This is a genomic window from Achromobacter sp. 01N37 (assembly GCF_056399725.1).
Genome location: NZ_JBFTRX010000005.1, coordinates 634,964 through 658,964 on the forward strand (window position 1 = coordinate 634,964; position 24,001 = coordinate 658,964).

General features: G+C 62.8%; 23 protein-coding genes and 2 tRNA genes. 8 read left to right on the top strand and 17 right to left on the bottom strand.

Annotated features, from left to right (window positions below; translation table 11 throughout):
- The first annotated feature begins 23 nt into the window (after positions 1-23).
- Positions 24-815 (top strand): tyrosine-protein phosphatase, encoded by a 792-nt coding sequence (locus AC1DSJ_RS14380; RefSeq protein ID WP_441370592.1) that lies wholly within the window; start codon positions 24-26, stop codon positions 813-815.
- A gap of 28 nt (positions 816-843) precedes the next feature.
- On the opposite strand, the gene AC1DSJ_RS14385 is transcribed toward AC1DSJ_RS14380, so the two are convergent.
- Positions 844-1,071: a hypothetical protein gene (locus tag AC1DSJ_RS14385; RefSeq protein ID WP_082387107.1), complete on the bottom strand. Its 228-nt coding sequence runs from the start codon at positions 1,069-1,071 to the stop codon at positions 844-846.
- Between the two features lie 105 nt (positions 1,072-1,176).
- On the opposite strand from AC1DSJ_RS14385, the gene AC1DSJ_RS14390 reads away from it, so the two are divergent.
- Positions 1,177-1,482: a hypothetical protein gene (locus tag AC1DSJ_RS14390; protein ID WP_342066119.1), complete on the top strand. Its 306-nt coding sequence runs from the start codon at positions 1,177-1,179 to the stop codon at positions 1,480-1,482.
- Between the two features lie 152 nt (positions 1,483-1,634).
- On the opposite strand, the gene AC1DSJ_RS14395 is transcribed toward AC1DSJ_RS14390, so the two are convergent.
- The 7 genes from AC1DSJ_RS14395 to AC1DSJ_RS14425 form a co-directional block, all read right to left on the bottom strand.
- Positions 1,635-1,719: transfer RNA gene (locus AC1DSJ_RS14395), tRNA-Leu, on the bottom strand.
- 110 nt (positions 1,720-1,829) lie between these two features.
- Entirely contained in the window at positions 1,830-4,286 is a 2,457-nt protein-coding gene (locus AC1DSJ_RS14400; RefSeq protein WP_476760334.1) for a TonB-dependent siderophore receptor, read from the bottom strand.
- Between the two features lie 96 nt (positions 4,287-4,382).
- Positions 4,383-5,405, bottom strand: coding sequence for a FecR domain-containing protein (locus tag AC1DSJ_RS14405; protein ID WP_441370590.1), 1,023 nt, complete (start codon positions 5,403-5,405; stop codon positions 4,383-4,385).
- A gap of 24 nt (positions 5,406-5,429) precedes the next feature.
- Positions 5,430-5,990, bottom strand: a complete 561-nt coding sequence (locus AC1DSJ_RS14410) for a sigma-70 family RNA polymerase sigma factor (RefSeq protein WP_054424285.1) — start codon at positions 5,988-5,990, stop codon at positions 5,430-5,432.
- A 185-nt stretch (positions 5,991-6,175) separates the two neighbouring features.
- The gene (gene secG, locus AC1DSJ_RS14415) at positions 6,176-6,652 is read right to left on the bottom strand and encodes a preprotein translocase subunit SecG (RefSeq protein ID WP_054424287.1); all 477 of its coding nucleotides are present in this window, start codon (positions 6,650-6,652) and stop codon (positions 6,176-6,178) included.
- A 21-nt stretch (positions 6,653-6,673) separates the two neighbouring features.
- Positions 6,674-7,420 carry a triose-phosphate isomerase gene (gene tpiA / locus AC1DSJ_RS14420; protein WP_054424289.1) on the bottom strand — a complete coding sequence of 249 codons (747 nt, stop codon included), beginning with the start codon at positions 7,418-7,420 and terminating at the stop codon, positions 6,674-6,676.
- A gap of 130 nt (positions 7,421-7,550) precedes the next feature.
- Positions 7,551-8,528, bottom strand: a complete 978-nt coding sequence (locus AC1DSJ_RS14425; protein WP_054424291.1) for an NAD(P)H-quinone oxidoreductase — start codon at positions 8,526-8,528, stop codon at positions 7,551-7,553.
- Positions 8,529-8,635: 107 nt separating this feature from the next.
- Between AC1DSJ_RS14425 and AC1DSJ_RS14430 the strand changes: the two genes are divergently transcribed.
- The 5 genes from AC1DSJ_RS14430 to AC1DSJ_RS14450 all read left to right on the top strand — a co-directional run bounded on the left by AC1DSJ_RS14430 (position 8,636) and on the right by AC1DSJ_RS14450 (position 13,297).
- Positions 8,636-8,723: transfer RNA gene (locus AC1DSJ_RS14430), tRNA-Ser, on the top strand.
- A 233-nt stretch (positions 8,724-8,956) separates the two neighbouring features.
- The gene (locus AC1DSJ_RS14435; RefSeq protein ID WP_054424293.1) at positions 8,957-9,394 is read left to right on the top strand and encodes a universal stress protein; all 438 of its coding nucleotides are present in this window, start codon (positions 8,957-8,959) and stop codon (positions 9,392-9,394) included.
- A 128-nt stretch (positions 9,395-9,522) separates the two neighbouring features.
- Positions 9,523-10,605, top strand: coding sequence for an RDD family protein (locus AC1DSJ_RS14440; RefSeq protein WP_342066113.1), 1,083 nt, complete (start codon positions 9,523-9,525; stop codon positions 10,603-10,605).
- Positions 10,606-10,633: 28 nt separating this feature from the next.
- A complete protein-coding gene (locus AC1DSJ_RS14445) occupies positions 10,634-12,169 on the top strand; it encodes a tetratricopeptide repeat protein (RefSeq protein WP_441370589.1) in 1,536 nt (511 codons plus the stop codon).
- A 579-nt stretch (positions 12,170-12,748) separates the two neighbouring features.
- Positions 12,749-13,297 (top strand): PIN domain-containing protein, encoded by a 549-nt coding sequence (locus AC1DSJ_RS14450; RefSeq protein ID WP_254600754.1) that lies wholly within the window; start codon positions 12,749-12,751, stop codon positions 13,295-13,297.
- A gap of 59 nt (positions 13,298-13,356) precedes the next feature.
- Here the strand turns inward: AC1DSJ_RS14450 and AC1DSJ_RS14455 are convergent, their stop codons facing one another.
- From AC1DSJ_RS14455 to rpsO, 6 genes are all read right to left on the bottom strand, one after another.
- Complete coding sequence (locus AC1DSJ_RS14455) at positions 13,357-14,862, bottom strand: tripartite tricarboxylate transporter permease (protein ID WP_175171684.1); 1,506 nt, start codon at positions 14,860-14,862, stop codon at positions 13,357-13,359.
- 9 nt (positions 14,863-14,871) lie between these two features.
- Entirely contained in the window at positions 14,872-15,294 is a 423-nt protein-coding gene (locus AC1DSJ_RS14460) for a tripartite tricarboxylate transporter TctB family protein (protein WP_175171683.1), read from the bottom strand.
- Positions 15,295-15,783: 489 nt separating this feature from the next.
- Complete coding sequence (locus tag AC1DSJ_RS14465; RefSeq protein ID WP_054424307.1) at positions 15,784-17,001, bottom strand: threonine ammonia-lyase; 1,218 nt, start codon at positions 16,999-17,001, stop codon at positions 15,784-15,786.
- A 15-nt stretch (positions 17,002-17,016) separates the two neighbouring features.
- A complete protein-coding gene (locus AC1DSJ_RS14470; RefSeq protein WP_441370588.1) occupies positions 17,017-17,742 on the bottom strand; it encodes a hypothetical protein in 726 nt (241 codons plus the stop codon).
- Positions 17,743-17,924: 182 nt separating this feature from the next.
- Positions 17,925-20,087, bottom strand: a complete 2,163-nt coding sequence (gene pnp, locus AC1DSJ_RS14475) for a polyribonucleotide nucleotidyltransferase (RefSeq protein WP_054424311.1) — start codon at positions 20,085-20,087, stop codon at positions 17,925-17,927.
- Between the two features lie 94 nt (positions 20,088-20,181).
- On the bottom strand, positions 20,182-20,451 hold the full coding sequence (gene rpsO, locus AC1DSJ_RS14480) for a 30S ribosomal protein S15 (RefSeq protein ID WP_006223612.1): 270 nt from the start codon (positions 20,449-20,451) through the stop codon (positions 20,182-20,184).
- 370 nt (positions 20,452-20,821) lie between these two features.
- Between rpsO and AC1DSJ_RS14485 the strand changes: the two genes are divergently transcribed.
- Positions 20,822-21,349 (top strand): hypothetical protein, encoded by a 528-nt coding sequence (locus tag AC1DSJ_RS14485; protein ID WP_342066109.1) that lies wholly within the window; start codon positions 20,822-20,824, stop codon positions 21,347-21,349.
- A gap of 112 nt (positions 21,350-21,461) precedes the next feature.
- Here the strand turns inward: AC1DSJ_RS14485 and pssA are convergent, their stop codons facing one another.
- The 3 genes from pssA to ilvN form a co-directional block, all read right to left on the bottom strand.
- Positions 21,462-22,235 carry a CDP-diacylglycerol--serine O-phosphatidyltransferase gene (gene pssA / locus AC1DSJ_RS14490; RefSeq protein ID WP_054424315.1) on the bottom strand — a complete coding sequence of 258 codons (774 nt, stop codon included), beginning with the start codon at positions 22,233-22,235 and terminating at the stop codon, positions 21,462-21,464.
- A gap of 174 nt (positions 22,236-22,409) precedes the next feature.
- The gene (ilvC, locus tag AC1DSJ_RS14495; RefSeq protein WP_054424317.1) at positions 22,410-23,426 is read right to left on the bottom strand and encodes a ketol-acid reductoisomerase; all 1,017 of its coding nucleotides are present in this window, start codon (positions 23,424-23,426) and stop codon (positions 22,410-22,412) included.
- Positions 23,427-23,502: 76 nt separating this feature from the next.
- Complete coding sequence (gene ilvN / locus AC1DSJ_RS14500) at positions 23,503-23,994, bottom strand: acetolactate synthase small subunit (RefSeq protein ID WP_006223608.1); 492 nt, start codon at positions 23,992-23,994, stop codon at positions 23,503-23,505.
- Positions 23,995-24,001: the final 7 nt, after the last annotated feature.

Consider the following 24,001-nt stretch of genomic DNA (forward strand, 5'->3'; position numbering starts at 1 on the left):
GCTAATTTGAAACCCAGGAACGCATGCCCGCCACCACCCGCCACACGGACTCTTTCCAGACAACCCCCGAAGCCATTCAACGCCGCCTGGTCCTTGAAAACGTGCACAACGCGCGTGACCTTGGCGGGCTGTCGGGCGCCGACGGCCGCCGCGTGCGCACGGGCAAACTTTTCCGCAGCGGGAACCCCGGCCGGGCCAGCACCGCAGATCTGGAACAGTTGAGCGCATTGGGGTTGGAAGCCGTCATTGATTTCCGTGCCGAACCCGAGAAGGCGCATGATGAACCGCTGTTCGGTCAACGCTTTCACTGGATTGCATCGCCCGTGCTGGACGGCAATATGGCCATGGCCGTGCTGCTGCCGCGCTTGCGCGAAGCCACGCAAGACTTCAGCACGTCGATGATGGTGGACATTTATCGCGAATTCCCGTCGCGCTATCAACAACCCTTCGGCGGATTTCTGCAAACCGCAATGACCGGCAAGACGTTGCTATTCCATTGCACGGCGGGCAAGGACCGCACTGGCTTCGCCTCGCTGTTGCTGCTGTCGGCGCTGGGTGTGGCGCACGACGACATCGTCGCGAACTACCTGGAATCGAACCATTGGAATGCCGGGTTCTTCCAGGAAATCCTCGTCAAGTCCGCCGCGCGCGGCGTCAAAGACGATGTGATGATGCCGCTGCTGGAAGTGGCGCCCGCCTACCTGGATGCATCGGTGCGGGCAATCGAGCAGGAATTCGGCGGAATGGACCGGTATCTGCGCGACGTGTTGAAGGTAGACGCGGAGATCTTGCGGGAACATTACCTGGAGGATTGAACCCGCGGCCTGCCCGCCAAACACGGAATCAATTGCTACGCCGCAACCTGTCCGAGGACTGCTTGTTCAGGCGCTTGGCTTCCTCTTCCGCGTAGTCCTCTTCACCAGGTTCGTATGAACCTTCGTGCATGCAGCTGCTGCGATACCACTGGCACTCGCTACTGCGTGAATCTCCAAGTCCGACCATGGAACATCCCGAACCCATCGCGATAAGAGACAGCGCCGCACCGCAACGGATCAACATTTGAATCGACATATGCTCGCCCTACGTTGAAACATCAGTCCCCTTTATACCAGCCGGCCTTCGCCCTTCCGAGGGTCGACTGACATCTGCTAACGCAAAGACACTCCAGGACCAAACATGCTGAAAGACCGCGGATTCCAGATCTGGCTTGCCGTGTTTGCCGTCGTTGCCGGATGGCTGATTGCGCTGCTATGGCCGAAAAGCAGCGGCACGCCGTCGATTGGAGGCGGTGGCTACGATCTGTCTGATTGGGTCTACACGCTGGCGTTGCTGGCGTTCACAGGGCTGTGGACGGTGATTGCGGTGATCGTGGGGATGAGCCGTGGGAATGCCCATGCGAGCAAGCGCGCGTATACGTTGGCGGCGATCAGCGCGGTGACGTTCGTGGTGTCGGCGATTGCGTTTGGGGGCAATCTTCACTGAAGGCTGAGGGCTGAGGGCTGAGGGTGTTTGTAGCGTTGGTTTGCTATGCGTTTTTTGGCTACGCACTTTGCCTATGCACTTTTGCCTATTCAACCGGCAAGCAAAAAGCCCGCTGAAACTTGCGTTTCAGCGGGCTTTTTACGAGGAATTCTTGGTGCCGACGGCGAGACTCGAACTCGCACAGCTTTCGCCACTACCCCCTCAAGATAGCGTGTCTACCAATTTCACCACGTCGGCTTTCACCAGATTTCTGGCGCTGCCCATAGGCAATGCCAGAAAGTCGAGCATTCTAGCACGGAATTTCTTAAACACAGAACCCCTCAGGGAAATGGGGGCACCTCGCCCCCTTAAAACGCGTACTTCGCGCTCAGCATGACGTTGCGGGGTGCGCCGTAGACGCCGCCATAGGCGCTCAGGCCGCTGTAGTAGGCCTTGTCGAACAGGTTGTTGACGTTCAGGGTGGCGCTGAATTGCTTGCTGAATTCGTAGCGGGCCATCGCGTTGACAACGGCGTAGCTGGATTGCTGCGCTTCGCCCACATAGCCCGACGTGCTTTGCCAATTGACGCCGCCGCCGACGGTCAGCCGATTCAGCGCGTCCGGCAAGCGGTAGGTCGTGAAGAGTTTGACGCTGTGGCGGGGAATCTGGGCGATGGCGCGTTGGCCGTTGGCGTCTTCGCTGAGCGAGTACGTGTAGCCCGCCGCCACATTCCAGCCGCGGCTGAGTTCGCCCGTCAGTTCCAGTTCGGCGCCCTTGGTCGTGATGCCTTGCAGCGCCACGTACGACGAGGTGGCGGCATCGTAGTTCGCCAGGTTGCTTTGCCGGGTTTTGAATAGCGCCAGGCCTGCGTTCAGGCGCTCGTCGAAGAAGCTGGATTTGACGCCCAACTCGTAACTGGTGCCGCGCTCCGGGTCCAGCACGTTGTTGTTGACGTCGCGGGTGGCGGCCGATTKCGGGCTGAAGATGCGGGTGTAGCTGCCATAGACGGACCAGTTTTCGTTCAGCTCGTGAACCAAGCCGGCATAGGGAACGATGACGCCGGTCTCGCGCGTGTCGGCGCGCGTGCTGCCGGGTACACCGACGACGCTGGTGTCGGCCTTGCGTTCCCAGTTGATGACGCGGGCGCCGGCGATCAGGCTGGTGGGGTCTGCCAGCTTGAAGCGTGACGTGAGGTACGCGCTGACCTGCGTTTCCTTGGTTTGGGTGTCGCCGGCCTTGACGAAGTTGGGCTGGTTGGACGCGCCATCCCAGTGATGAAAGTCGGCAATCGTGCCGTCATAACCCGTCCACGGACCCAGCCATCCGCCATAGCTGGGCGTGTCGGAACGCAGTTGGGACAGCGATAGCCCGGCAACGACTTCGTGTTGGCGGCCCAGCAGGTCAAAGGGGCCGCTGATCTGAGCGTCCAGCGTGGTCTGCTTGTCGTTGCTTTTCCAGCGCACGGGCCACAATGCGGCGCCCTGCCCCGTTGCCTGATCAATGGAGCCGGTCAGGAAGTACAGGGCGCTGTCGTAGTTGTAGCGCGTGTGCGTGACTTCGACTTTGCCGTTCCAGCCTTTGCCGAAGTCGTGTTTGACGGAGGCAAACACGTTGCTCAGTTCGCTATCGTAAAAGCTCCAGTCAGGCGCGGGGTTGGTCGACCGCTTGAATTGGGTGGGGACGCCGTTGCTGTAGGCAAACGGCAGGCCCGTGCGCAGGGGCGAGTCGTTATTGTTGGTTTCGTAGCTGAAGCCCAGCGTGAGCAAGGTGGCGCTGCCCAGGTCCAGCTCGGTAATGCCATAGACAAGCCGGCTTTGTTTTTCGTAGCGATCAATCCACGAATGCTGGTTCTCTTCGTCGACGACCAGGCGGCCGCGCAGTTTGCCGTTTTCAGACAGTGGGCCGGACACGTCGGCGCCCAGGCCATAGCGGTCCCAACTGCCGGCCTCGGCGCTGATGCTCGCCTGCCAATCCGCGGTCGGACGCTTGCGCACCAGATTGATGCTGGCGGCGGGCGTGCCCATGCCGCTCATCAGGCCGGTGGCGCCTCGCACGACTTCGATGCGGTCGTACATGGCGGTGTTGCGCCAGTAGCTGGACGACCCCAAGGAACTGGGAATGCCATCAACCAGGAAGTTCGAAATCGTGAACCCGCGAGACCACAGGCCGCTTAGGTCGGTGCCCATGCCCTGACGGAACGCGGTGACGCCGGTGGTGCTTTCCAGCGCATCAATCACGCTTTCCAGCTTCTGATCGTCCAGCCGCTGCCGCGTAATAACGGTGACCGACTGCGGGGTCTCTTTCAGGCTCAGCGCCAGCGGCGTGCCCGTGGCGCTGGGTCCGGTTGACGTGTACGAGCCGGTGTTCTCGGTGACGGCGGGATCACGTTCGCCCGTGACCTGGACCGCCCCCAGCGTCACGACGCCGGCCGCAGGGGCCAGCGGGCGCCGCAATGCCCAACTGCCGCTGCCGGTGCGCAGCAGTTCCAGCCCGCTGCCCGACATCGCCGCATGGGCGGCCTGTTCGGCCGTGTAGCGTCCGCGCACGGCGGGCGCATCAATGCCACGCACCAGCTCGGCATCTACCGAGATCGCTTCACCGCTTTCGCTGGCAATGCGGGCCAGGCTGCTGCCCAGCGCCTGCGCGGGAATGTCGTAGGCGCGCAGCGTGCTGGCCGTGTCGGCAGGGGCAGAGACGGGGCTGACCATATCGGCAGGGGCGGCGGCGTGGCTTGCCGTGGGCTGCGCCCGGACGAGCGGTGTCGAGAACAAGGCGACCAGGGCCGCGGCCAGCAGCGACAGCCGCAGATCGGTAACGGTAGACATGACGAGATTTCCCTCAAGAACGTCGTGAATCGAACTAGCTTCAAGAGGGATGTGGCGCGACGGCGCAAAAGTGACAGTGGGGGCGAACGTTTTTTTTCAGCCGTCGGCGGGGGTATCAATCAGGACGAGCATGCCGCCGGCATAGCGGCGCACGCGCACGGGCAGCGTCTCGGCCACGATGGCCAGCGTGCGGTCGGTGTCGTCCAGCGGATAAGTGCCGTACGCGCGCAGCCTGGCCGCGGCCGGACTGATGCGGACATAGCCTCGGCGATACGGCCGCAGGGCCGCAACCAGATCGGCCAGCGGTTGATCATGCAACTGGACTTCGCCCTGCTCCCACGCGCTAGCGGTCGCGGCGGGGGCCGATAACGGCTCTACGCCGCGTTCGGTCATGATTGCGGTTTCGCCTTCTTCCAAAGTGGCCGGGCGGCCCTCCAAGGGAATCAACGCCACGCGGTGCTGCAACATGGCAACCCGCGTGTTGCCCGGGTTCTGCCGCACCGCGATACGGGTGCCCAGCGCGCGGATCGCTCCCTGCGCCGTGCGCACCACAAAGGGCGGCCGAGCCGCCGGGCCGATCCCGGATGGCGCTACATCAATGATCAGTTCGCCTTCGCGCAGGATCAGTAATCGCAGCGCATCGGAATACACCACATCCACCGCGGTGCGCGCGTTCAGCTGAAGCAGGCTGCCATCAGGCAAGGCCACGGCGCGGCGTTCTCCGGTGCCGGTGACGTGATCCGCCAGCAATTGGGTCAGCGGCATCGTGCGCTCGGCCAACGCCAGCGCGGCCAAAGAGCCCACGCCCGCCACGCTTAGCGCGCCCTTGAGCCATTGGCGGCGCCCGCGTCCTGCGGCCTGAGCGCGCAACAGGGCCTGAGACAACAGGTCTGCCCGGCTGCCTGCGGCCTGAACGGCTTGAGGCTGGCGCACCACACCCAACGGGCGGTCGACCGCGTCGACCAAACGGCTCCAGGCCTGCGCGTGCGCGGGGTTTGCACGCAGCCACGCCTCATGGTCCTGGCGCTCTTGCGCAGTCACCTCGCCAGAACGCATGACGACCAGCCAGCCTAAAGCGGCATCATTGACCTCGGACTCTTGGGCAGCATGCGCATTCACGAACGCACGCTCCGCGCTGAGGGCCTAGCCGATGACATTCAGGCCTGCCATCCGCCGGAACGCCTGCGCCATGTACTGGCGCACCATGCTGGCCGACACGCCCAACTTGTCTGCGATCTCGGCATAGGTCAGGCCGTCCAGCTGGCTGTACAAAAACGCCTGCTGCGTCTTGGCGGACAGGCCTTCCAGCGCCGCCGCCACGCACTCCAAGGCTTCGATGACCAACTGATGTTGTTCGGCGGAAGGCGCCACGCCCTCGCCTTGCACGGCCAGCGCTTCCAGGTAGGCCTGCTCTAGATCGCGCCTGCGCCACAGCTGGAAGATCTGCCGTTTGGCGATGGTGGTGAGAAAGGCGCGCGGCTCGCGCACCGCGTTCAAGCCCTGGTTGTGGGCCTGGATGGCGACCGCCTGCGAAAACGTTTCGGCGGCCACATCTTCGGCTTCCGCCCGGTTGCGCAAATGCCGCTGCACCCGATCCAGCAACCAGCTGTGATGCCCCCGGAACCAGCTTTCCAGCACGGCCATCGCACGCGTGGGCGCGATCGCCGGACGGGCGGCTTGAGCGTCGTCAGTCAGTAGGGGCATGAGAGGCTGGCGCGGGATTGGTCAGTTGGGCATGGGAAGAAGCGGGCGGATTATATCAATCATGAGAACCATTCTCAATATCTTTTCCCCAGACCCAGACCCAGACCCAGCCCTACCCCGCCTGCCGCGCAAAAGAAAAAGGCCGGCATTACGCCGGCCTTCTTGCACTGACTGAGGCTTACTGCTTACTTGGCGGGCGTCTCGGCCGGCTTGTCACCGGTAGCCGGTGCGGCAGCGGCCGGAGCCGGGGCCGAGGGCACCGATGCGTCAGGCTTGGCCGGCGCAGCAGGCGCTGCCGGAACCGAAGCCGCGCCCGGAACGGACGAGCTGCCAGCGGCCGGAGCGGCGCCCGGCACTTGCGGCACGGAGCGGTCGGACGGGAAGCTTTGCATCACGCCGGAATCAACGGCCGGGCCGCTGGTGCCCTTGTGGCTGACATAAGCCAGGCCCGCGGTGGACGCGAAGAAGACGACGGCGGCCCACTTCGTGGCGCGCGACAAGAAGTTCGCGGCGCCGGTGGCACCGAACAGGCTGCCGGACGAGCCGCTACCAAAAGCGGACCCCATGTCGGCGCCCTTGCCCTGCTGCAGCAGGACCAGAACGATGATAGCCAGCGCCGAAATAACTTGGACGGCCAGCAAAAGTTTAAGCATCAAGGGCATTACAGACTCCGGAACGGAAACTTAGATGGCGGCAATACGCAAAAATTCTTCAGCCACAAGCGACGCGCCGCCGACCAGGGCTCCGTCGATATCAGTCATGGCGAACAAACTGGCGGCGTTGGCAGCTTTCACGCTGCCGCCGTACAAAACTTGCACCTGCGCCGCGCCCAGCGCGCGCAAGGCGGCGCGGATGGCGCCGTGAACTTCCTGCGCCTGCTCGGGGCTGGCGGTGCGGCCGGTGCCGATGGCCCACACGGGCTCATAGGCCAGAACCATGCGCGAGACGGCTTCAGCGCCCAGCGCCAGCACGGGCTTCAATTGGCGTTCGATGACGGCCAGCGTATTGCCGGCTTCGCGATCGGCCAGCGATTCGCCCACGCACACCACCGGCGTTACGCCAGCAGCCAGCGCAGCTTGCGCCTTGGCGGCGACGATCTCGTCGGTTTCACCGTGCAGCACACGGCGCTCGGAGTGGCCGGCCAGCGCCCAGCGGCAGCCGAATTCTTTCAACATGGAGCCGGAGACTTCACCGGTGTACGCGCCCTTTTCGTGCGCGCTGACATCTTGCGCGCCCCAGGACACGCTGCTTCCGGTCAGGGCCGAGCCGGCTTGCGCCAGATAGGGAAACGGAACACAGATGCCGATTTCGCAGTGGCTCGCAGCATCCGCGGCGCGCAGCTCGGTCAGCAACGCGGCGTTCTCGGCCAGGTTGCCGTGCATCTTCCAGTTGCCCAGCACGAGGCGGGCGCGGTTTTCGACTGAAGTCATGGCGAAGTGTCTGAGTGGGGTGAGCCCCGAGGGATGCGGCAACCGCCCACGGGCCTGCCTGGAAAAAATTCCAGGCGAAACCCGAGATTGTATCCTGTTGCGCGGCGATACGCCGAACGCCGCGCGTTTCTTACATTGTCAGCACAATTTTGCCAATATTTTCACCGCCTTCCATCATGGCGTGCGCCTTGGAGGCCTCGGCCAGCGGGAAGGTTGCGTGCACGATCGGCTTGATGTCCCCTTTTTCCAACAGGGGCCAGGCGTGGTTGCGCAGGGCGCGCGCGATAGCGCCCTTGAACTCGACCGAACGGGGACGCAGGGTGGAACCCGTGATGGTCAGGCGGCGGCGCATGACTTGCGAGGTATCTACGCTGGCCGTCGATCCGCCCAGTTGCGCAATGATGACGATGCGGCCGTCATCGGCCAGGCACTGCATGTCGCGGGCAATGTAGTCGCCCGCCACCATGTCCAGGATCACGTCCACGCCACGCCCGCCAGTGGCGTCCATGACTTCCTTCACGAAGTCCTGCGTCTTGTAGTTGATGCCCTTTTCTGCGCCCAGCGCTTCAACGGCGCGAGCCCGGTCGTCGCTGCCGACGGTAGCGTAGACCTTGTGGCCCATGGCGCGAGCCAGCTGGATGGCGGTGGTGCCGATGCCGCTTGCGCCGCCGTGAACCAGCAGGATTTCGTCGCCGGACAATTGGCCGCGGTCGAACACGTTGCTCCAGACGGTGAAGTACGTTTCCGGCAAGCCGGCCGCTTCGATGTCGGACAAGCCCTTCGGGATCGGCAGGCATTGCGCCACAGGCGCCACGCAGTACTCGGCGTAACCCCCGCCAGCCACCAGCGCGCAGACCTTGTCGCCCACGGCAAAGCCGCTTCCGGCAACGTCGCCGCCGACGATTTCACCAGCCACTTCCAGGCCCGGCAGATCGGATGCGCCCTTGGGCGGCGCGTAGTTGCCCTTGCGCTGGAACACGTCGGGGCGATTGATGCCCGCGGCGCTGACTTTGATCAGAACTTCACCCGCGCCAGGCTCGGGCGTGGGGCGTTCTACGGGGACCAGAACCTCGGGGCCGCCAGGGCGGGAGATTTCAACAGCGTGCATCGCGTGCCTCCTTTGCAGCAAATCGATTATTATTGCGCCCTTTACGGCATATCGCGTTTCCGTTCCGGCAGAATGTTTGCCTGACGGCCGAATCGCCAGACCTTTCCGGAAGCGTGGCAGAGTGGTCGATTGCACCGGTCTTGAAAACCGGCAACGGGCAACCGTTCGTGAGTTCGAATCTCACCGCTTCCGCCAGATATCTATGGCAACCGCCGGGCACTCGCCCGCGGATCAGTTGGCGCCCCCCCCTGCGCGCCGCTGCCCTGAGGCCCCAAAGCCTCTTTCAGACCGGCACTTGATCCGCGTCACAAGGCCTCGCCACGCGCGTCGCTGGCGGCCCGTCAGAGGCGTAGTATGTCCCGTGTTGTTCTCGCTCTTGACCGGCGGCCACGACGCACGGCCGCCCTCCGCCCCTACTGGAGGTTGCCATGTACAAGCACATACTCATTCCTATCGACGGCTCCAGCCTGTCCAACGCAGGCCTGGAGCTCGGACTGGGCCTGGCCCGCGCGCTGGGCGCCCGCGTGACGGTCGTGACGGCCTACGCGACCTTCCACGCGCCGTCCATGGAAACCGTGCAGTTTGAAGGCGTGCGCACCGCGTACGAGAAACAGGCCAGCGAACTGGCCCGGTCCTATCTGGCAGACGCCGAGGCAAAAGCGAAAGCGGCTGGCGTGCCATGCAGCACCGAGATGCGCGAAAGCGATGCCCCGCATCAGGTGATCATCGACATTGCGATGACGCAAGGCTGCGATCTGATCGCGATGTCGTCCCATGGGCGCAGCGGCATGGCGGCCCTGCTGCTGGGCAGCCAAACCCAGAAAGTGCTGGCTCATTCAACGTTGCCGGTGCTGGTGTACCGCTAGCCTTTGTCATTCGGGCACGACGCAACAGCACGACGTCTTGCGGGTGAAGCTGCGGGTTTTCGATACACTGCCGCACTTCAGCCGCACCCGCATCGCCGGGCGGCAGCATCCAGAACAAGACATCGACCATGCAGTGCCCGAAATGCAATTGGCAGAACCCGGCCTCGAACACACGTTGCTTCAGTTGTCAGGCGGCCTTGCCCGTCAAGCCCGCAGCTGCCAAGCCGGCTGCCGCCACACCCAAGACAGCTCCCTCCCGCCCACAACAGGCTTCACTCTTTCCCAGCATCTGGTCGCGCTTGGGCGCCACCGCGATCGATGGCATGTTCATGGCGGTGGCGATCATCGTGCTGATCAACGCGGCCTCGTACACCTATGAAGGGCTGGCGGGTACGCCCAGCCCCATTCTGCTGACCATTGCAGCGGGGCTGCTGGGCTGGCTGCTTCCCGCCTTCATGGACGCTTGGGGCAATGGCTCGCCTGGCAAGCGGCTGTTGAAAATGCGCGTGGTGAATCGCAAGGGCCAGGCGCCCGGCCTGTTGCGGTCAATCTGGCGGCATCAGTTGAAATACACGCTGAACGTCGTGCTGCCCGGCATCTTCCATCACATCCAGCAGATGATTTTCGGCGAACGCGCCATGCACAATTCGCTGGCCGGCACGCACGTCGTGTCCAGCACGGCAGACGCCCGCGCCATCGCGCCTGCGGTGGCCAAGGCGCGCGCCGTCACCAGTGCCGGAAAGTTCTTGTTCATCGTGTTTGGCATGCTGACGTTGATCGTGGGCGGCGTGATCATCGGCTTGGCCATCAAAGATTCAGACAAGCCCGACAACCCGCTGCACGCCGAGATCACACGCCTGGACCTCGTGTCGGACCCGGTGCGCCGGCTGGCGGAAAACCATTACCAGCGCACGCGGGCGTTTCCCGCGACGCTGGCGGATCTTGGCGTGACGCCGGAATCGTTGCTGGGCAGCGGCTTTTCCAAACTGGAGCTGAACCCGGTGAACGGCGTGCTGCGGTTCACCATCGCTGGCACACCCCCCACCGATGGCTCGCCCAGCCTGGCCGGCAAGCACCTGGCCTACCTGCCCGAGATGCGATCGGAAAAGAAAGGCGGCGGCATCCGCCGCTGGGAATGCGGCAGCGATGACATCGCGCCCGACGACCGCATCTACCGCTGCCGCCACGACACCAGCGCCTTTGCGCGCTAGCCCGCCCTGCTGAATTCGGAACACCTGCATGTCCCAACTGATTGAAGCCATTCTCCGCGCCGACGACGGCAGCGACCTGACGCAAATGCAGTCCCTGTGCGAACAAGGGCTGCGCGAACAGCCCGCGTCATCCGTCATGTGGGCGTTGCGCGCCCGCTTTCACGCCCGGCGCAACGCCTACGCGGCGCGTGACGCCGACCTGGCCCGCGCGCTGTCGCTTGACCCCCAATGCAGCGAAGCGCTGAGCGTGCGCGCCATCGCGCTCTACGACGCCGACGCGAAGCAGGAAGCGTGGGCCCTGCTGCGCGAAGCCCGCCAGCGCTCGCCCGCGCACTATGGGCTATTGATGGCTGAAGGCTATCTGCTGATCAATGATCGCCGCCTGGAAGACGCCATCGCCAGCTGGACGCGCGCCGCACAGATGCGCCCCTCTGCCGCAGCACCGCATTGCTACATCGGCTCGAACCTGCACAACGCGGGCCGCTACGAAGACGCGCGGCCCTACCACCAGCGCGCCGTCGCACTGGCGCCCAACAATGGCGGTTTTCTTTACGACGCCGGCAATAACTACCGCCGCCTGGGCGATCTGCAAAACGCCATCGCCATGTTCGACCGCGCCCGCGCCATCCTGGGCGAAGAGAACGCCATCCAGCACAACCGCGCGTCTTGCCTGCAAGCGCTGGAGCGTCACGCCGACGCCGTCGAAGAGTGGACCAGCCTGCTGCGCCGCGAGCCCGACTGGGACTGGCCGCTAGAGGGCAAGGCCCGATCCCTGCACCGTTTAGGGCGCGCCGACGAAGCCGCGCCATTGTGGCGGCACCTGGACGCGCTGTCGGACTCCGGCTGGGAAGGCCGCAAGGAACAGGCACGCGAATTTGTCCGTAGCGGCGACCCCGAGCTTGCCGAACAGGCGCTGCAAGGGCTGGACCCGATGACCAGCGGCGATGCGCAATTGCTGTTCGTGGCCGGCAACGCCCAACGCGATCAAAGCAACTGGGAAGAGGCGCTTGCGTACTACCTGCGCGGCTACGAAATTGCCCCCGACAACGATTTTCTGCCAGGCAATGCCGCCGATGCGCTGACCCGCCTTGAGCGCTACGACGAAGCGCTGCCGCTGTCGGAAGTGGCGATTTCTCTGGACCCAGACTGGCTGAAATGGCGCCGCGTGCGCATCGATGCGTTGACGCATCTGGGCCGGGGCGCAGAGGCCGTGGCCGATGCCGACCGCGCGTTGGAAAAGTGGCCAGACAGCGGCCCGCTGCACGCCGAACGCATCAACGCGTTGACTGGCGCGAAGCGGTTCGAAGAAGCCCTTGCGGCGTGTGACCGGCTGATCGGGCTGGACCCGGACTACCGCAACTGGGCGCTGTTTTCGCGGGGCGAGATTTACGGCCATATGAAGCGCCATGCGGAATCGGCCATGGCGTATCGGCAGGCGGCGGCGTCGTATCAGCAGAATGGCAAGGCCAATTACCAGGACCTGTCATTGCGCCGCGCGCAAGCCGCCGAAGAAGCCGCCGCCGCACCGCGCGGCTTTCTGGGCCGGCTGTTCGGGCGCAAGTAGGCGGTGGAGTGACGGCGTACCCGCCGGTGCAAGTCATCTCGTGATTACCCCAATGCGCGCCGGCCGTGTGAATGCCCCTGCGCGCAAGATGGTATAGTCTCGCCCGCTGCCGGCCCTGCATGGGCCGCGCACGCCCGAGTGGTGAAATTGGTAGACACAAGGGACTTAAAACTAATTTGAGCCCTTTGGGGGAAACTCCAAAGGTGTAGCCCGTCAAACTCGGCGAATGCCCTGGACCTGTTCCGAGCCAACGCCGAGCCAAGCCCCGATTGAAAAATCAGGGAAGGTGTAGAGAGCAGACGGCGGGCACCTACGGCCGCAAGGCTATGGTGAAGGCGTGCTCCAGACCACGAACAGCCTTGTGCTGGCGGCGAAAGCCGAAGTGGTAAGAAAATCCCTCGACTTCGCGGTCGTACCGGTTCGATTCCGGTCTCGGGCACCATTTTTAGTGGTCGAAAGGCTTCGGCCTTTCCGGCCGCCTGCCTTGCGCCTGGCCTCTCGCTTTCCCCTATTCCCCTCGTCCTCTTGACCGCCCCCGCCGCCCGCCCCCCTTTTATCGTCCTGGATGCCTGCGTCCTGATGTCAGGCATTTTGCGGCGGCTGTTGTTGCGTCTTGCCGAAGCCGGCGTGTACACGCCGGTCTGGACAGAACGTATCGGCGAGGAATGGCGGCGCAATGCGGCGCGCATATGGGATATTCCGCCGGAAGTGTTGACGGAGTTCTGGGCCGAGATGAACGCGCGCTTTCCCGAAGCGAACGAAGCCGGCACGCAGGTGTACGAAGCGTCGTTGCGGTACAGCGATCCGAAGGACTTTCATGTGATTGCCGCCGGTCTGGCCCGCCGCGCGCGCTGCGGCTTGCAGCAACCGCCGGTGGTCCAGGTGCTGACCTGGAATCTGAAGGATTTCAATCGATCAGAGTTGCGGCGCCAGGGGCTGGACGTGTACAACCCGGACCGCATGCTGGTGCAATGGTGGCAGGCAGACGCAAACGCCATGCGCGCAGCCATTGCGCAGATTCCCGCCGATTACGTCGCGCTGGGCCGCGAACCCGAACCCCTGGCCACGACCTTGCACCGCGAACGCCTGTATGGCCTGAAGAGCCTGGTGGCGCGCGACGCCGCCTAAAAAAAGGGCCTGGACAGCTTGCGCCGCACCAGGCCCGGAGCCAATCGGGTTCCCCGCGGTCAGTCGACCTCGACGAACGTTTCTTCGCGCTTCTTGCGCAGCGCCGGCAACAGCACCAACACCAGCAGAATGGCGGCCAGCGCCAGCAACGTTGCGGACAGCGGGCGCGTGACGAAGGTGCTGAATTCTCCGCGAGACAGCAACAGCGCCCGACGGAAGTTCTCTTCCATCATCGGACCCAGGACCAGGCCCAACAACAGCGGCGCCCCCTCGCAGCCCAATTTGCTCCAAACATAGCCGATGACGCCGAAGATGGCGAACATGAAGATGTCGAACACGTTGTAGTTCAGCGAATACACCCCGATCGTGCAGAACACCAGAATCGCCGGGAAAAGCATGCGGTAGGGAACGCGCAGCAATTTCACCCAGATGCCGATCAGCGGCAGGTTCAGAATCACCAGCATCAGGTTGCCGATCCACATGGAGGCAATCAAGCCCCAGAAAAGCTCTGGGTGGCTGGTCATCACTTGCGGACCCGGCTGGATGTTGTGGATGGTCATCGCCCCCACCATCAAGGCCATGACGGCGTTGCCGGGAATACCTAGCGTCAGCAGCGGGATGAACGAAGTTTGCGCACCCGCGTTGTTCGCGGATTCCGGCCCAGCCAAGCCCGCCGGATGCCCCTTCCCAAAGCGCTCGGGTTCTTTCGACAGCTTTTTCTCAAGCGTGTACGAGGCGAAGGCTGACAAGACGGAACCCCCGCCCGGCAAAATGCCCAGCGCCGAACCCAGGGCCGTGCCCCGAACAATGGCGGGCGCCGCTTCGCGGAACTCTTGCCGGCTGGGATACAGCGACCCCACCTTGTCGGTGATTTCAACCCGGTTCTCTTTCTGCTCCAGGTTGGCCATGATTTCAGACAGGCCGAACACACCCATCGCGACAATCGCGAAATCAATACCGTCCTGCAATTCCGGAATGCTGAAATCGTAGCGGGCCACGCCCGAATTGACGTCGGTTCCGACCATGCCCAGCAGCAGCCCCAGCAAGATCATGCAGATCGCTTTCGGCAATGATCCCGATGCCAGCACGACCGCGCCAATAAGCCCCAGCGCCATCAACGAAAAATACTCGGCGGGCCCGAAGGCGAACGCCACTTCCGCCAAGGGTGGCGCGAATGCCGCGATCAATACGGTTGCGACGCTGCCCGCAAAGAACGATCCGATCGCGGCAAGCGACAGTGCCGCACCGGCACGCCCATTGCGCGCCATCTGGTGGCCGTCCAGCACCGTCACCACCGCCGACGTTTCACCCGGCAAATTCACCAGAATAGCTGTCGTCGATCCTCCGTATTGTGTGCCGTAGTAGATGCCCGCCAGCATGATCAAGCCGGCCGTGGGCGGCAGCACATACGTGATGGGAAGCAGCATCGCAATGGTGGGAACGGGGCCCAAGCCCGGCAATACACCGACCAGCGTGCCCAGCAGGCAGCCCAGGAATGCATAGCTGAGATTCTCGGGCGTGAACGCCACGGAAAAGCCCAGCATCAGGTTTTGTAGAAGTTCCATGGTGGCCTCCTAGTTGCCGAATGCGCTGGGCCACAGCGGAAAGATCAAGCCCAGGCCGCGTATGAACGCAAGGTAGGAGAACGCCACCAGGAACAGGCCGTTGGCGACGGCAACTTTCCAATTGAATTCGTGGCTGGCGAGACTGCTGATGAGCACCAGCAGAAATACCGAGAGGTATAGCCCCAGGAACTGAAGCGCGAAGCCGTACAAAACAACCGAGCCGACCACCAGGAACAGGATTCGAAAATCGAAGCGGCTTATCGAGGTGGTCTCAGCGCGCTTGGCTAGCGCGCCTATCAGCACGACGGCGCCCATCAGCGCCAGGACGATGCCCAGCCAGAATGGGAAATATCCCGGTCCCATACGAGCCGCGCTTCCCATGGAATATTCGGTGGCCTGCGCGGAAAAGGCCCCTCCCAAAACGATGAACATGGTTCCGGACCAGAAGTCCTGTCTGTTTCTAATCAAGCTGCGGTCTCCCTTGTCTGGCGCGCCGAAAAATCACTTCAAACCGCGGTGCGCCCTTATGTCAACGCCTTCCCGCACTGCGCAAACAGCGGGCAGAAAAGCGAAGTGGCAGATGCTAAATCGCATGGCGACATACCGAATATCCGTATGAACCATGACTTTTTTCGGGATATCCCTAGGCCAAATAGTGGACAGATTGCGCGTGTTTGAAGGGAATAACGGCTTACGAAATACCTTCAATTTGCTTTCACGCCAGACAGGACGGGGATGTATTCAATGTCGAAAAAAGTTCAACGGAAGGCGAAATAAAATTTGGGCTCTGGTCCGCGCCGGGCATCTTTTTTTTGCAACAACGTCCGACCAAGCCCTCAAACGCACGTAAAAACGCCCGCGAAATGCGGGCGCTTGAGGTCGATACGCTTGAGATCAAAGCGGCTGATCCAGCCGCGACGGTCAGTGGTCGTGATTGCTGGCCGCAAAGCCTGCGGCGTTCAGGATGTCGATGACTTCCAGGATGTGCTCGGGACCGCGCGTTTGCAGCACGAAATCCACCTCGACATTGCGCACCGGCAATGACGTGAAAGCACGCTGGTGATGCACTTCGGTGATATTGGCCTGCGCATCGGCGATGAGCTTGGTCGCGTGCGCCAAAGCGCCCGGCAGGTCGCGCAAGTCGACGCGGATGCGGGCCAGACGGCCGGCGCGCACCATGCCGCGTTCGATCAGTTCGCCCAGCATCAGCGGGTCAATGTTGCCGCCCGTCAGCACCAGGCCAATCCGCTTGCCCTTGAAGCGGTCGCTGCCCGCTTCCTGCGCACGCAGCAGCGCGGCCAAGCCGGCAGCGCCCGCGCCTTCCACAACCGTCTTTTCAATTTCCAGCAGCACGACGATGGCGTGTTCGATATCCGCTTCGCTAACCAGTTCGATGTGATCGACCAGCTGGGTCACGATGGGCTGGGTCAGTGCGCCCGGCGACTTCACCGCGATGCCTTCGGCGATCGTGTACTGGCCTTGCGGCATGGTGATGCCCTTGACGGCGGCGTACATCGACGGAAAGCGCTCGGTCTGCACGCCCACGATTTCGATGCCGGGCTTCAAGGCCTTGGCCGCGGTGGCCATCCCCGAGATCAGCCCGCCGCCGCCAATGGCGATGACCAGCGTGTCCAGTTGCGGCTGGTCTTCCAGCATTTCCAGCGCCACGGTGCCCTGCCCCGAGATGACGGCTTCGTCGTCGTAGGGGTGGATCATGATCAGGCCGCGCGCTTGCGCGAGCTCGTAGCCGTGCGCCTTGGCGTCATCGAACGTGTCGCCCGCCAGCACCACTTCCGCGCCAAAGCGGCGCGTGTTGGCGACTTTGACGGTGGGCGTAAAACGCGGCATCACGATCACCGCCGGCACGCCCATGCGCTGCGCATGGTAGGCCACGCCTTGGGCGTGGTTGCCGGCCGACACGGCGATCACGCCCTTGGCGCGCTCTTCGTCGGACAAGGTCAGCATGCGGTTCAGCGCGCCGCGTTCCTTGAACGATGCCGTGAATTGCAGGTTCTCGAACTTCAGCCAGATCTCGGCGCCAAAGATGTCGGACAGCGTGCGCGACAACGTAAACGGGGTCTTCAGCACCTGGCCGCGCAAGTTTTCGCGGGCGGTCTGGATAGAGGCGATATCGATCACGATGGGTAGATCCGGTTAGCGCACAGGCAGAAAATTAAACAGCAGCAAGCCTTGCGCATAGTTGATCCCGATACGCCGCGAATTCTCGCCGAGCAGGTTGGCGATCAAGTCCAGGCGGCCGATGATGGCGCCGAACTCGCGCTCAAAGCTGAGGTTCGTGGCGTTGGGAGATATTTCATTGGCCAGCAAAAGCAGCTCGCCCTGGTTGTTGCGTCGCGACGCCAGCAACCAGGCGGCGGCCTCGACGTTCCGAGCGGCATTGTAGACCCGCTGGCCGTCCAACGCGTCGGTGGCATACAGGCGGGTCTTGCCGTTATGCGCCGCGATGATGGTGTCGGCCATGCCGTAGATGAAGGCGCCGACGCGGTCGCCGGAATAGTTCGGGTCCAGCGACACGGCCAGGATCTGGATGTCGCGCAAGCCGGATAAATCGCTAGGCGGAATGCGGACTTCGATGGCGTGCTTGACGCGGTTGACGGCGGTTTTTTGATCGGTCACGCCGGTCTTGCGCCATTCGCGCGGGTTGCGGCGGTAGAGCTTGTCGAGCAGGGAATAGAGGCTCGCCAGGTTGTCGCGCACTTCCAGCGTGACGGTGCGGTTGAAGTCAGTCTGGCCGAACTGGTCGGCGGTCATGGCTTCGCTATTGGGCCCGCGCTGGCCTGGACCGGGGCTGCTCATGCAGCCGGTCAAGAGCGCGGCAAACAGCGCCACGGTCGTCGCAACGACCGGCCAGTTCATCATGCTTGGCTCATCCAATCCCCCCTTTCCTCGCGCAAGACTTTACAGCAAGGTCGGCGAAGTTGGGAGACGTCAGGGGCCTGAAGTCGCAAGAGGATGAATCAGCCTGCCGGCGCGCTTTTGTGGCGCAGCAATAAAAAAACGGCGCCTTGCGGCGCCGTTCTTCGTTCAATCAGACTGCAAGCTTATTCAGCTTGCGGTTCCGATTGGGGGGCAGCTTCCGGAGCGGCAGCGGGTTGCTGCGCTTCGATACCGCCAATTGCCTTGATGGACAGGCGCAGACGGCCCTTGTCGTCGGCCTCGATGACCTTGACGCGGACTTGCTGGCCGACCTTCAGCACATCGTTGATGTTCGCGATGCGGTAGTTGGCGATTTCCGAGATGTGCAGCAGACCGTCGCGGCCCGGCAGCACTTGCACGATGGCGCCGAAGTCCAGCAGACGCAGGACCGAGCCTTCGTAGATCTGGCCCACTTCGACGTCGGCGGTCAGTTCGACGATGCGGCGCTGGGCTTCTTTGGCCTGCGCTTCGTCGACGCTGGCGATCACGATCGTGCCGTCGTCGGAGATGTCGATCTGCGTGCCGGTTTCTTCGGTCAGCGCGCGGATGGTGGCGCCGCCCTTGCCGATCACGTCGCGGATCTTCTCGGGGTTGATCTTGATGGTCAGCATGCGCGGGGCGAAAGCCGAGAGCTCGCCACGCGAACCGTCCAGCGCTTCCTTCATCTTGGTCAGGATGTGCAGGCGGCCTTCGCGGGCTTGAGCCAGCGCCACYTGCATGATTTCCTTGGTGATGCCCTGGATCTTGATGTCCATCTGCAGTGCGGTGACGCCGTTTTCGGTGCCCGCAACCTTGAAGTCCATGTCGCCCAGGTGATCTTCGTCACCCAGAATGTCGGTCAGCACAGCGAACTTGCCGCCGTCCAGGATCAGGCCCATGGCCACACCGGCCACGTGATCCTTGACCGGCACGCCAGCGTCCATCATGGCCAGCGAGCCGCCGCAGACCGAAGCCATCGACGACGAACCGTTGGATTCCGTGATTTCCGACACGATACGGATCGTGTATTGGAAGTCTTCCGGCGCCGGCAGCAGCGGGATCAGCGAGCGCTTGGCCAGACGGCCGTGGCCGATTTCGCGGCGCTTGGGCACACCGATGCGGCCCGTTTCGCCAGTGGCGAACGGAGGCATGTTGTAGTGCATCATGAAGCGGTCACGGTACTCGCCCATGAGCGCGTCGATGATCTGCTCGTCTTGCTTCGTGCCCAGCGTGGCCACGACCAGTGCTTGCGTTTCACCACGGGTGAACAGCGCGCTGCCGTGTGCGCGGGGCAGCACGCCCAGACGCACGCTGATGGGGCGGACGGTGCGGGTGTCGCGGCCGTCGATACGCGGTTCGCCGTTCAGGATCTGGCCGCGGACAATGGCCGATTCCAGCGAGAACATGATGTTGTCGACGGTCACGGCGTCAGGCAGCGATTCGCCCTTTTCGGCGGCAGCAGCAGCCAGCTTGGCCGACACGTCAGCCGACACTTCACGCAGCTTGGCGGTGCGAGCTTGCTTTTCGCGGATCTGGTAGGCGGCGTTCAGGCCTTCCTGGGCAGCCGAGGTCACGGCGGCGATCAGGGCTTCGTCCTTGGCCGGTGCTTGCCAGTCCCAATCGGGCTTGCCAGCGTCCTTCACCAGTTCGTGAATGGCGTTGATGACAGCCTGCATTTGCTCGTGGCCGAACACCACGCCGCCCAGCATGATTTCTTCGGACAGCTGTTGAGCTTCCGATTCCACCATCAGCACGGCGTTTTCCGTACCGGCAACCACCAGGTCCAGCTTCGACGACTTCAGCTGCGAAGCAGTCGGGTTCAGGGCGTATTGGCCGTCGATGTAGCCCACGCGAGCGGCGCCGATCGGGCCGTTGAACGGGATACCGGAGATGGCCAGCGCAGCCGACGCGCCGATCATGGCGGCGATGTCGGGGTCGATCTCGGGGTTGACCGACAGCGTGTGGATGACCACTTGGACTTCGTTGTAGAAGTCTTCGGGGAACAGCGGACGCAGGGGACGGTCGATCAGGCGCGAGGTCAGCGTTTCCTTTTCGGACGGCTTGCCTTCACGCTTGAAGAACCCACCCGGAATACGGCCGGCAGCGTAGGTCTTCTCGATGTAGTCGACGGTCAGCGGGAAAAACGTTTGACCCGGCTTGGCCTTCTTGGAAGCCACAACAGTGGCCAGAACAACGGTGTCCTCGATCGACACCACAACGGCGCCGGAGGCCTGGCGAGCGATCTCGCCAGTTTCCAGGACGACCGTGTGCTGGCCGTACTGGAACGATTTTGTCACTTTGTTGAACATGACGATTATTCCTTACAAATGAAAAACCGTGGCCGTCGCGACAATACGTCGCACCGACCACGGTTATTGCGTCATGGGGAGCCAGCCCCGTCGATCACTTGCGCAGACCGAGCTTTTCGATCAGAGCGCGGTACGAATCGGGATTGCGGCCCTTGAGATAGTCGAGCAGCTTGCGGCGACGGCTGACCATACGCAGCAGACCGCGACGCGAGTGATGGTCCTTCATGTGTTCTTTGAAGTGACCGGTCAGTTCGTTGATACGGGCGGTGAGCAGAGCTACCTGAACTTCGGGGGAGCCGGTATCGCCTTGAGCGCGTTGGAATTGCGCAACGATATCGGATTTCTTGATGTCAGCTACAGACATTGATGACCTCTTCGGACATGCGACAGGGCCGAGGTGCCCTGACGTGGTTTGGAAAAAATTTGCGTAGACCCGGCGATAAGCGTTTTTGCTTTCTCACTGCTGCTTCAATAGCTGCTTCGGGCGACCCACCCCAGCCAGAACGTCGTCTGACGCCCTGAGCGCCTTGGATTCCGTATAAGAACCCCGGCCCGCTGTTGGGTTGTTGGGTACCCTTTGCAGCCGGACTGCCGGCGCAAAGCATCTTGCAAAATCAATACATTTGATAAAGCTCGATGATTATAGCTGATTCGCTAGAATTACCCCAGAGACGGTTTCGCCCTTTCGGCAGAGGCCGGCAGGCGCCCGACGGGCGTCCAAGAGGAGCAAGATCATGTCTAAATATTACAGAACGGCCCGCATCGCTCGCATCGCCCTCACCTCCTTGGCCCTGACAGGGCTGGCCGCCTGCGCGAATCTGGCCCAGGTTCCGCCCGGCACTCCCTACGCGGAAGTGCTGACTCAATTCGGCAAGCCCAACTTTACCTGCCCGCAAGCGGGCGGCGGCCAGCGCGTGATCTGGACGCAGCAGCCCATGGGCCAATATGCCTGGGGCACGAATGTGGGCACCGATGGCCGAGTGGGCCAGGTGGTGCCGCTGCTGACCGACCAGCACTTCAAGGTGCTGGAAGTGGGCGAATGGGGGCCGGAGCGTGTGCGTTGCGAGTTTGGCCCGCCTGCCCGGATCGAAGAAACCGGCCTGGGCGAAAAGCGCGAAGTCGTGTGGTCGTACCGCTACAAAGAAAACGGCGTCTGGAATTCGCTGATGTACGTCTACATGAGCCGCGACGGCAGCAAGCTGACCCACTTCCACCCCGGCCCGGACCCCATGTACGACGACGAAAAGTTCATGTGGCGCTAGGATCACGAGCGGCCCGCATCGGAAGGGCCTGAAAGGCCAAGCGCCGCAAAAAACAAAACCCGCCATCTGGCGGGTTTTGTTTTAGCAACAACAGCGATATTCCAAATTCGGATCAGGAAGAATGGCCGCGGCGCTCTTGCGTCAGGCGGCGCGCCTTGTTCCAACGCCACGCCCACATCACCCAACCCGACAGGCCGTACAGCACGAACAGGCCAAACAGCACGACTGGGGGGTCGCTGGATACGAACACGAATACGGCCACCACCAGCAAGATGCCCCAGAACGGCACGCTGCGGCCCAGCGCGAAACTCTTGCCGCTGAAGAACGGTGCGTTCGACACCATCGTGATGCCCGCGTACATGGTCAGCGTGAACGCCACCCAGGCCATCAGGCTGTCATGGATGGGCAGCTTGTTGTCCACCGCCAGCCACACAAAACCCGCCACCAGCGCGGCCGCGGCCGGGCTGGGCAAGCCCTGGAAATAACGTTTGTCGACGACGGCGATGTTGGTGTTGAAGCGCGCAAGGCGCAACGCCGCACCCGCCACATACACAAAAGCCGCCAGCCAGCCCCAGCGGCCCAGATCGTTCAAAATCCATTCGTACATGACCAGCGCAGGCGCGACACCAAACGACGTCATGTCGGACAGCGAGTCGTATTGCTCACCAAAAGCGGACTGCGTGTTGGTCAACCGGGCGACACGGCCATCCATGCCGTCCAGCACCATGGCCACGAAAATGGCGATGGCGGCGACTTCGAAGCGGTCGTTCATGGCTTGCACAACGGCATAGAACCCCGCGAACAGCGCTGCGGTGGTGAATGCGTTGGGAAGCAGGTAGATGCTTCGGTGGCGGTTCTCGGAATCGCGCATGGAAAAATTGGGCATAGTCTCAATAACTTACAACGGACTGTGAAAGGTTAACCCATCTGGCCCCGCTTGCGGGACAGAGCAAGCCGCGTGCCTGCGCAAAAAAGCCAAGAAAAAAGCGGCATGCCCTCGCAGGCATGCCGCTTTTGACCGGCGCGGCGCGGAGCATGGCCCCGCGCCTGGGCGCATCGATCAGTTCTTGGACTTGTCCACCAGCTTGTTGGCGGCGATCCAGGGCATCATGGCGCGCAGCTTGCCGCCCACTTGCTCGATCTGCGATTCCGCGTTGATGCGGCGGCGCGAGGTCAGCGTCGGGGCGCCGGCGGTGTTTTCCAGGATGAACTTCTTGGCGTATTCGCCGGTCTGGATGTCCGTCAGGCACTGGCGCATGGCCTTGCGGGTTTCGTCCGTGACGATCTTCGGGCCCGTTTCGTACTCGCCGAACTCAGCGTTGTTCGAGATCGAGTAGTTCATGTTGGCGATGCCGCCTTCATAGATCAGGTCGACGATCAGCTTCAGTTCGTGCAGGCATTCGAAGTACGCCATTTCGGGCGCGTAGCCGGCTTCCACCAGCGTGTCGAAACCGGCCTTGATCAGYTCGACGGTACCGCCGCACAGMACGGCTTGTTCGCCGAACAGGTCGGTTTCGGTTTCTTCGCGGAAGTTGGTTTCGATGATGCCGGCACGGCCGCCGCCGTTGGCGCTGGCGTACGACAGGGCCACGTCACGCGCGGCGCCCGACTTGTCTTGGTACACGGCCACCAGGTGGGGCACGCCGCCACCTTGCTTGTACGTGTTGCGCACCGTGTGGCCCGGGGCCTTCGGSGCRATCATGATSACGTCGATGTCTTCACGCGGCACGACCTGGCCGTAGTGGACGTTGAAGCCGTGAGCGAAAGCCAGGGCAGCGCCGGCCTTGATGTTGGCGTGCACTTCGTTGTTGTAGACCGAAGCGATGTTTTCGTCCGGCAGCAACATCATGACGATGTCGGCGGACTTGACGGCTTCAGCCACTTCCTTGACTTCCAGGCCGGCGTTGGCGGCCTTGTTCCACGAAGCGCCGCCCTTGCGCAGGCCGACGATGACCTTCACGCCCGACTCATGCAGGTTCAGCGCGTGGGCGTGACCTTGCGAACCGTAGCCGATGATGGCAACGGTCTTGCCTTTGATGAGGGACAGATCGCAGTCTTTGTCGTAGAAAACTTTCATGGTTGTGCTCCAGATTCCAGTATTTTGGATATTCGATTAATTCAGATGTAGGGTGCGGCTTGGCCTGGAAGGCCGGTCAAATCTTCAAAATCCGTTCACCGCGTCCGATGCCGGACACGCCGGTGCGTACGGTTTCAAGGATGGCACTGCGGTCCAGGGCCTCCAGGAAGGCCTGTACTTTTTCCTGCACCCCGGTCAATTCGATGGTGTAGGACTTGTCGGTCACGTCGATGATGCGGCCGCGGAAAATGTCCGCCATGCGCTTCATCTCTTCGCGTTCCTTGCCAACGGCGCGCACCTTCACGAGCATCAGCTCGCGCTCGATGTGGGCGCCTTCGGTCAGGTCCACCACTTTAACGACATCCACCAGGCGGTTCAGGTGCTTGGTGATCTGTTCGATGACCTCATCGGAACCGGTCGTCACGATCGTCATGCGCGACAGCGTGGAGTCCTCGGTGGGCGCCACGGTCAGGGTTTCAATGTTGTAGCCCCGCGCGGAAAACAGCCCCACCACGCGCGACAGCGCGCCGGGTTCGTTCTCGAGGAGGACGGAAATCACGTGCTTCATGGTGGCC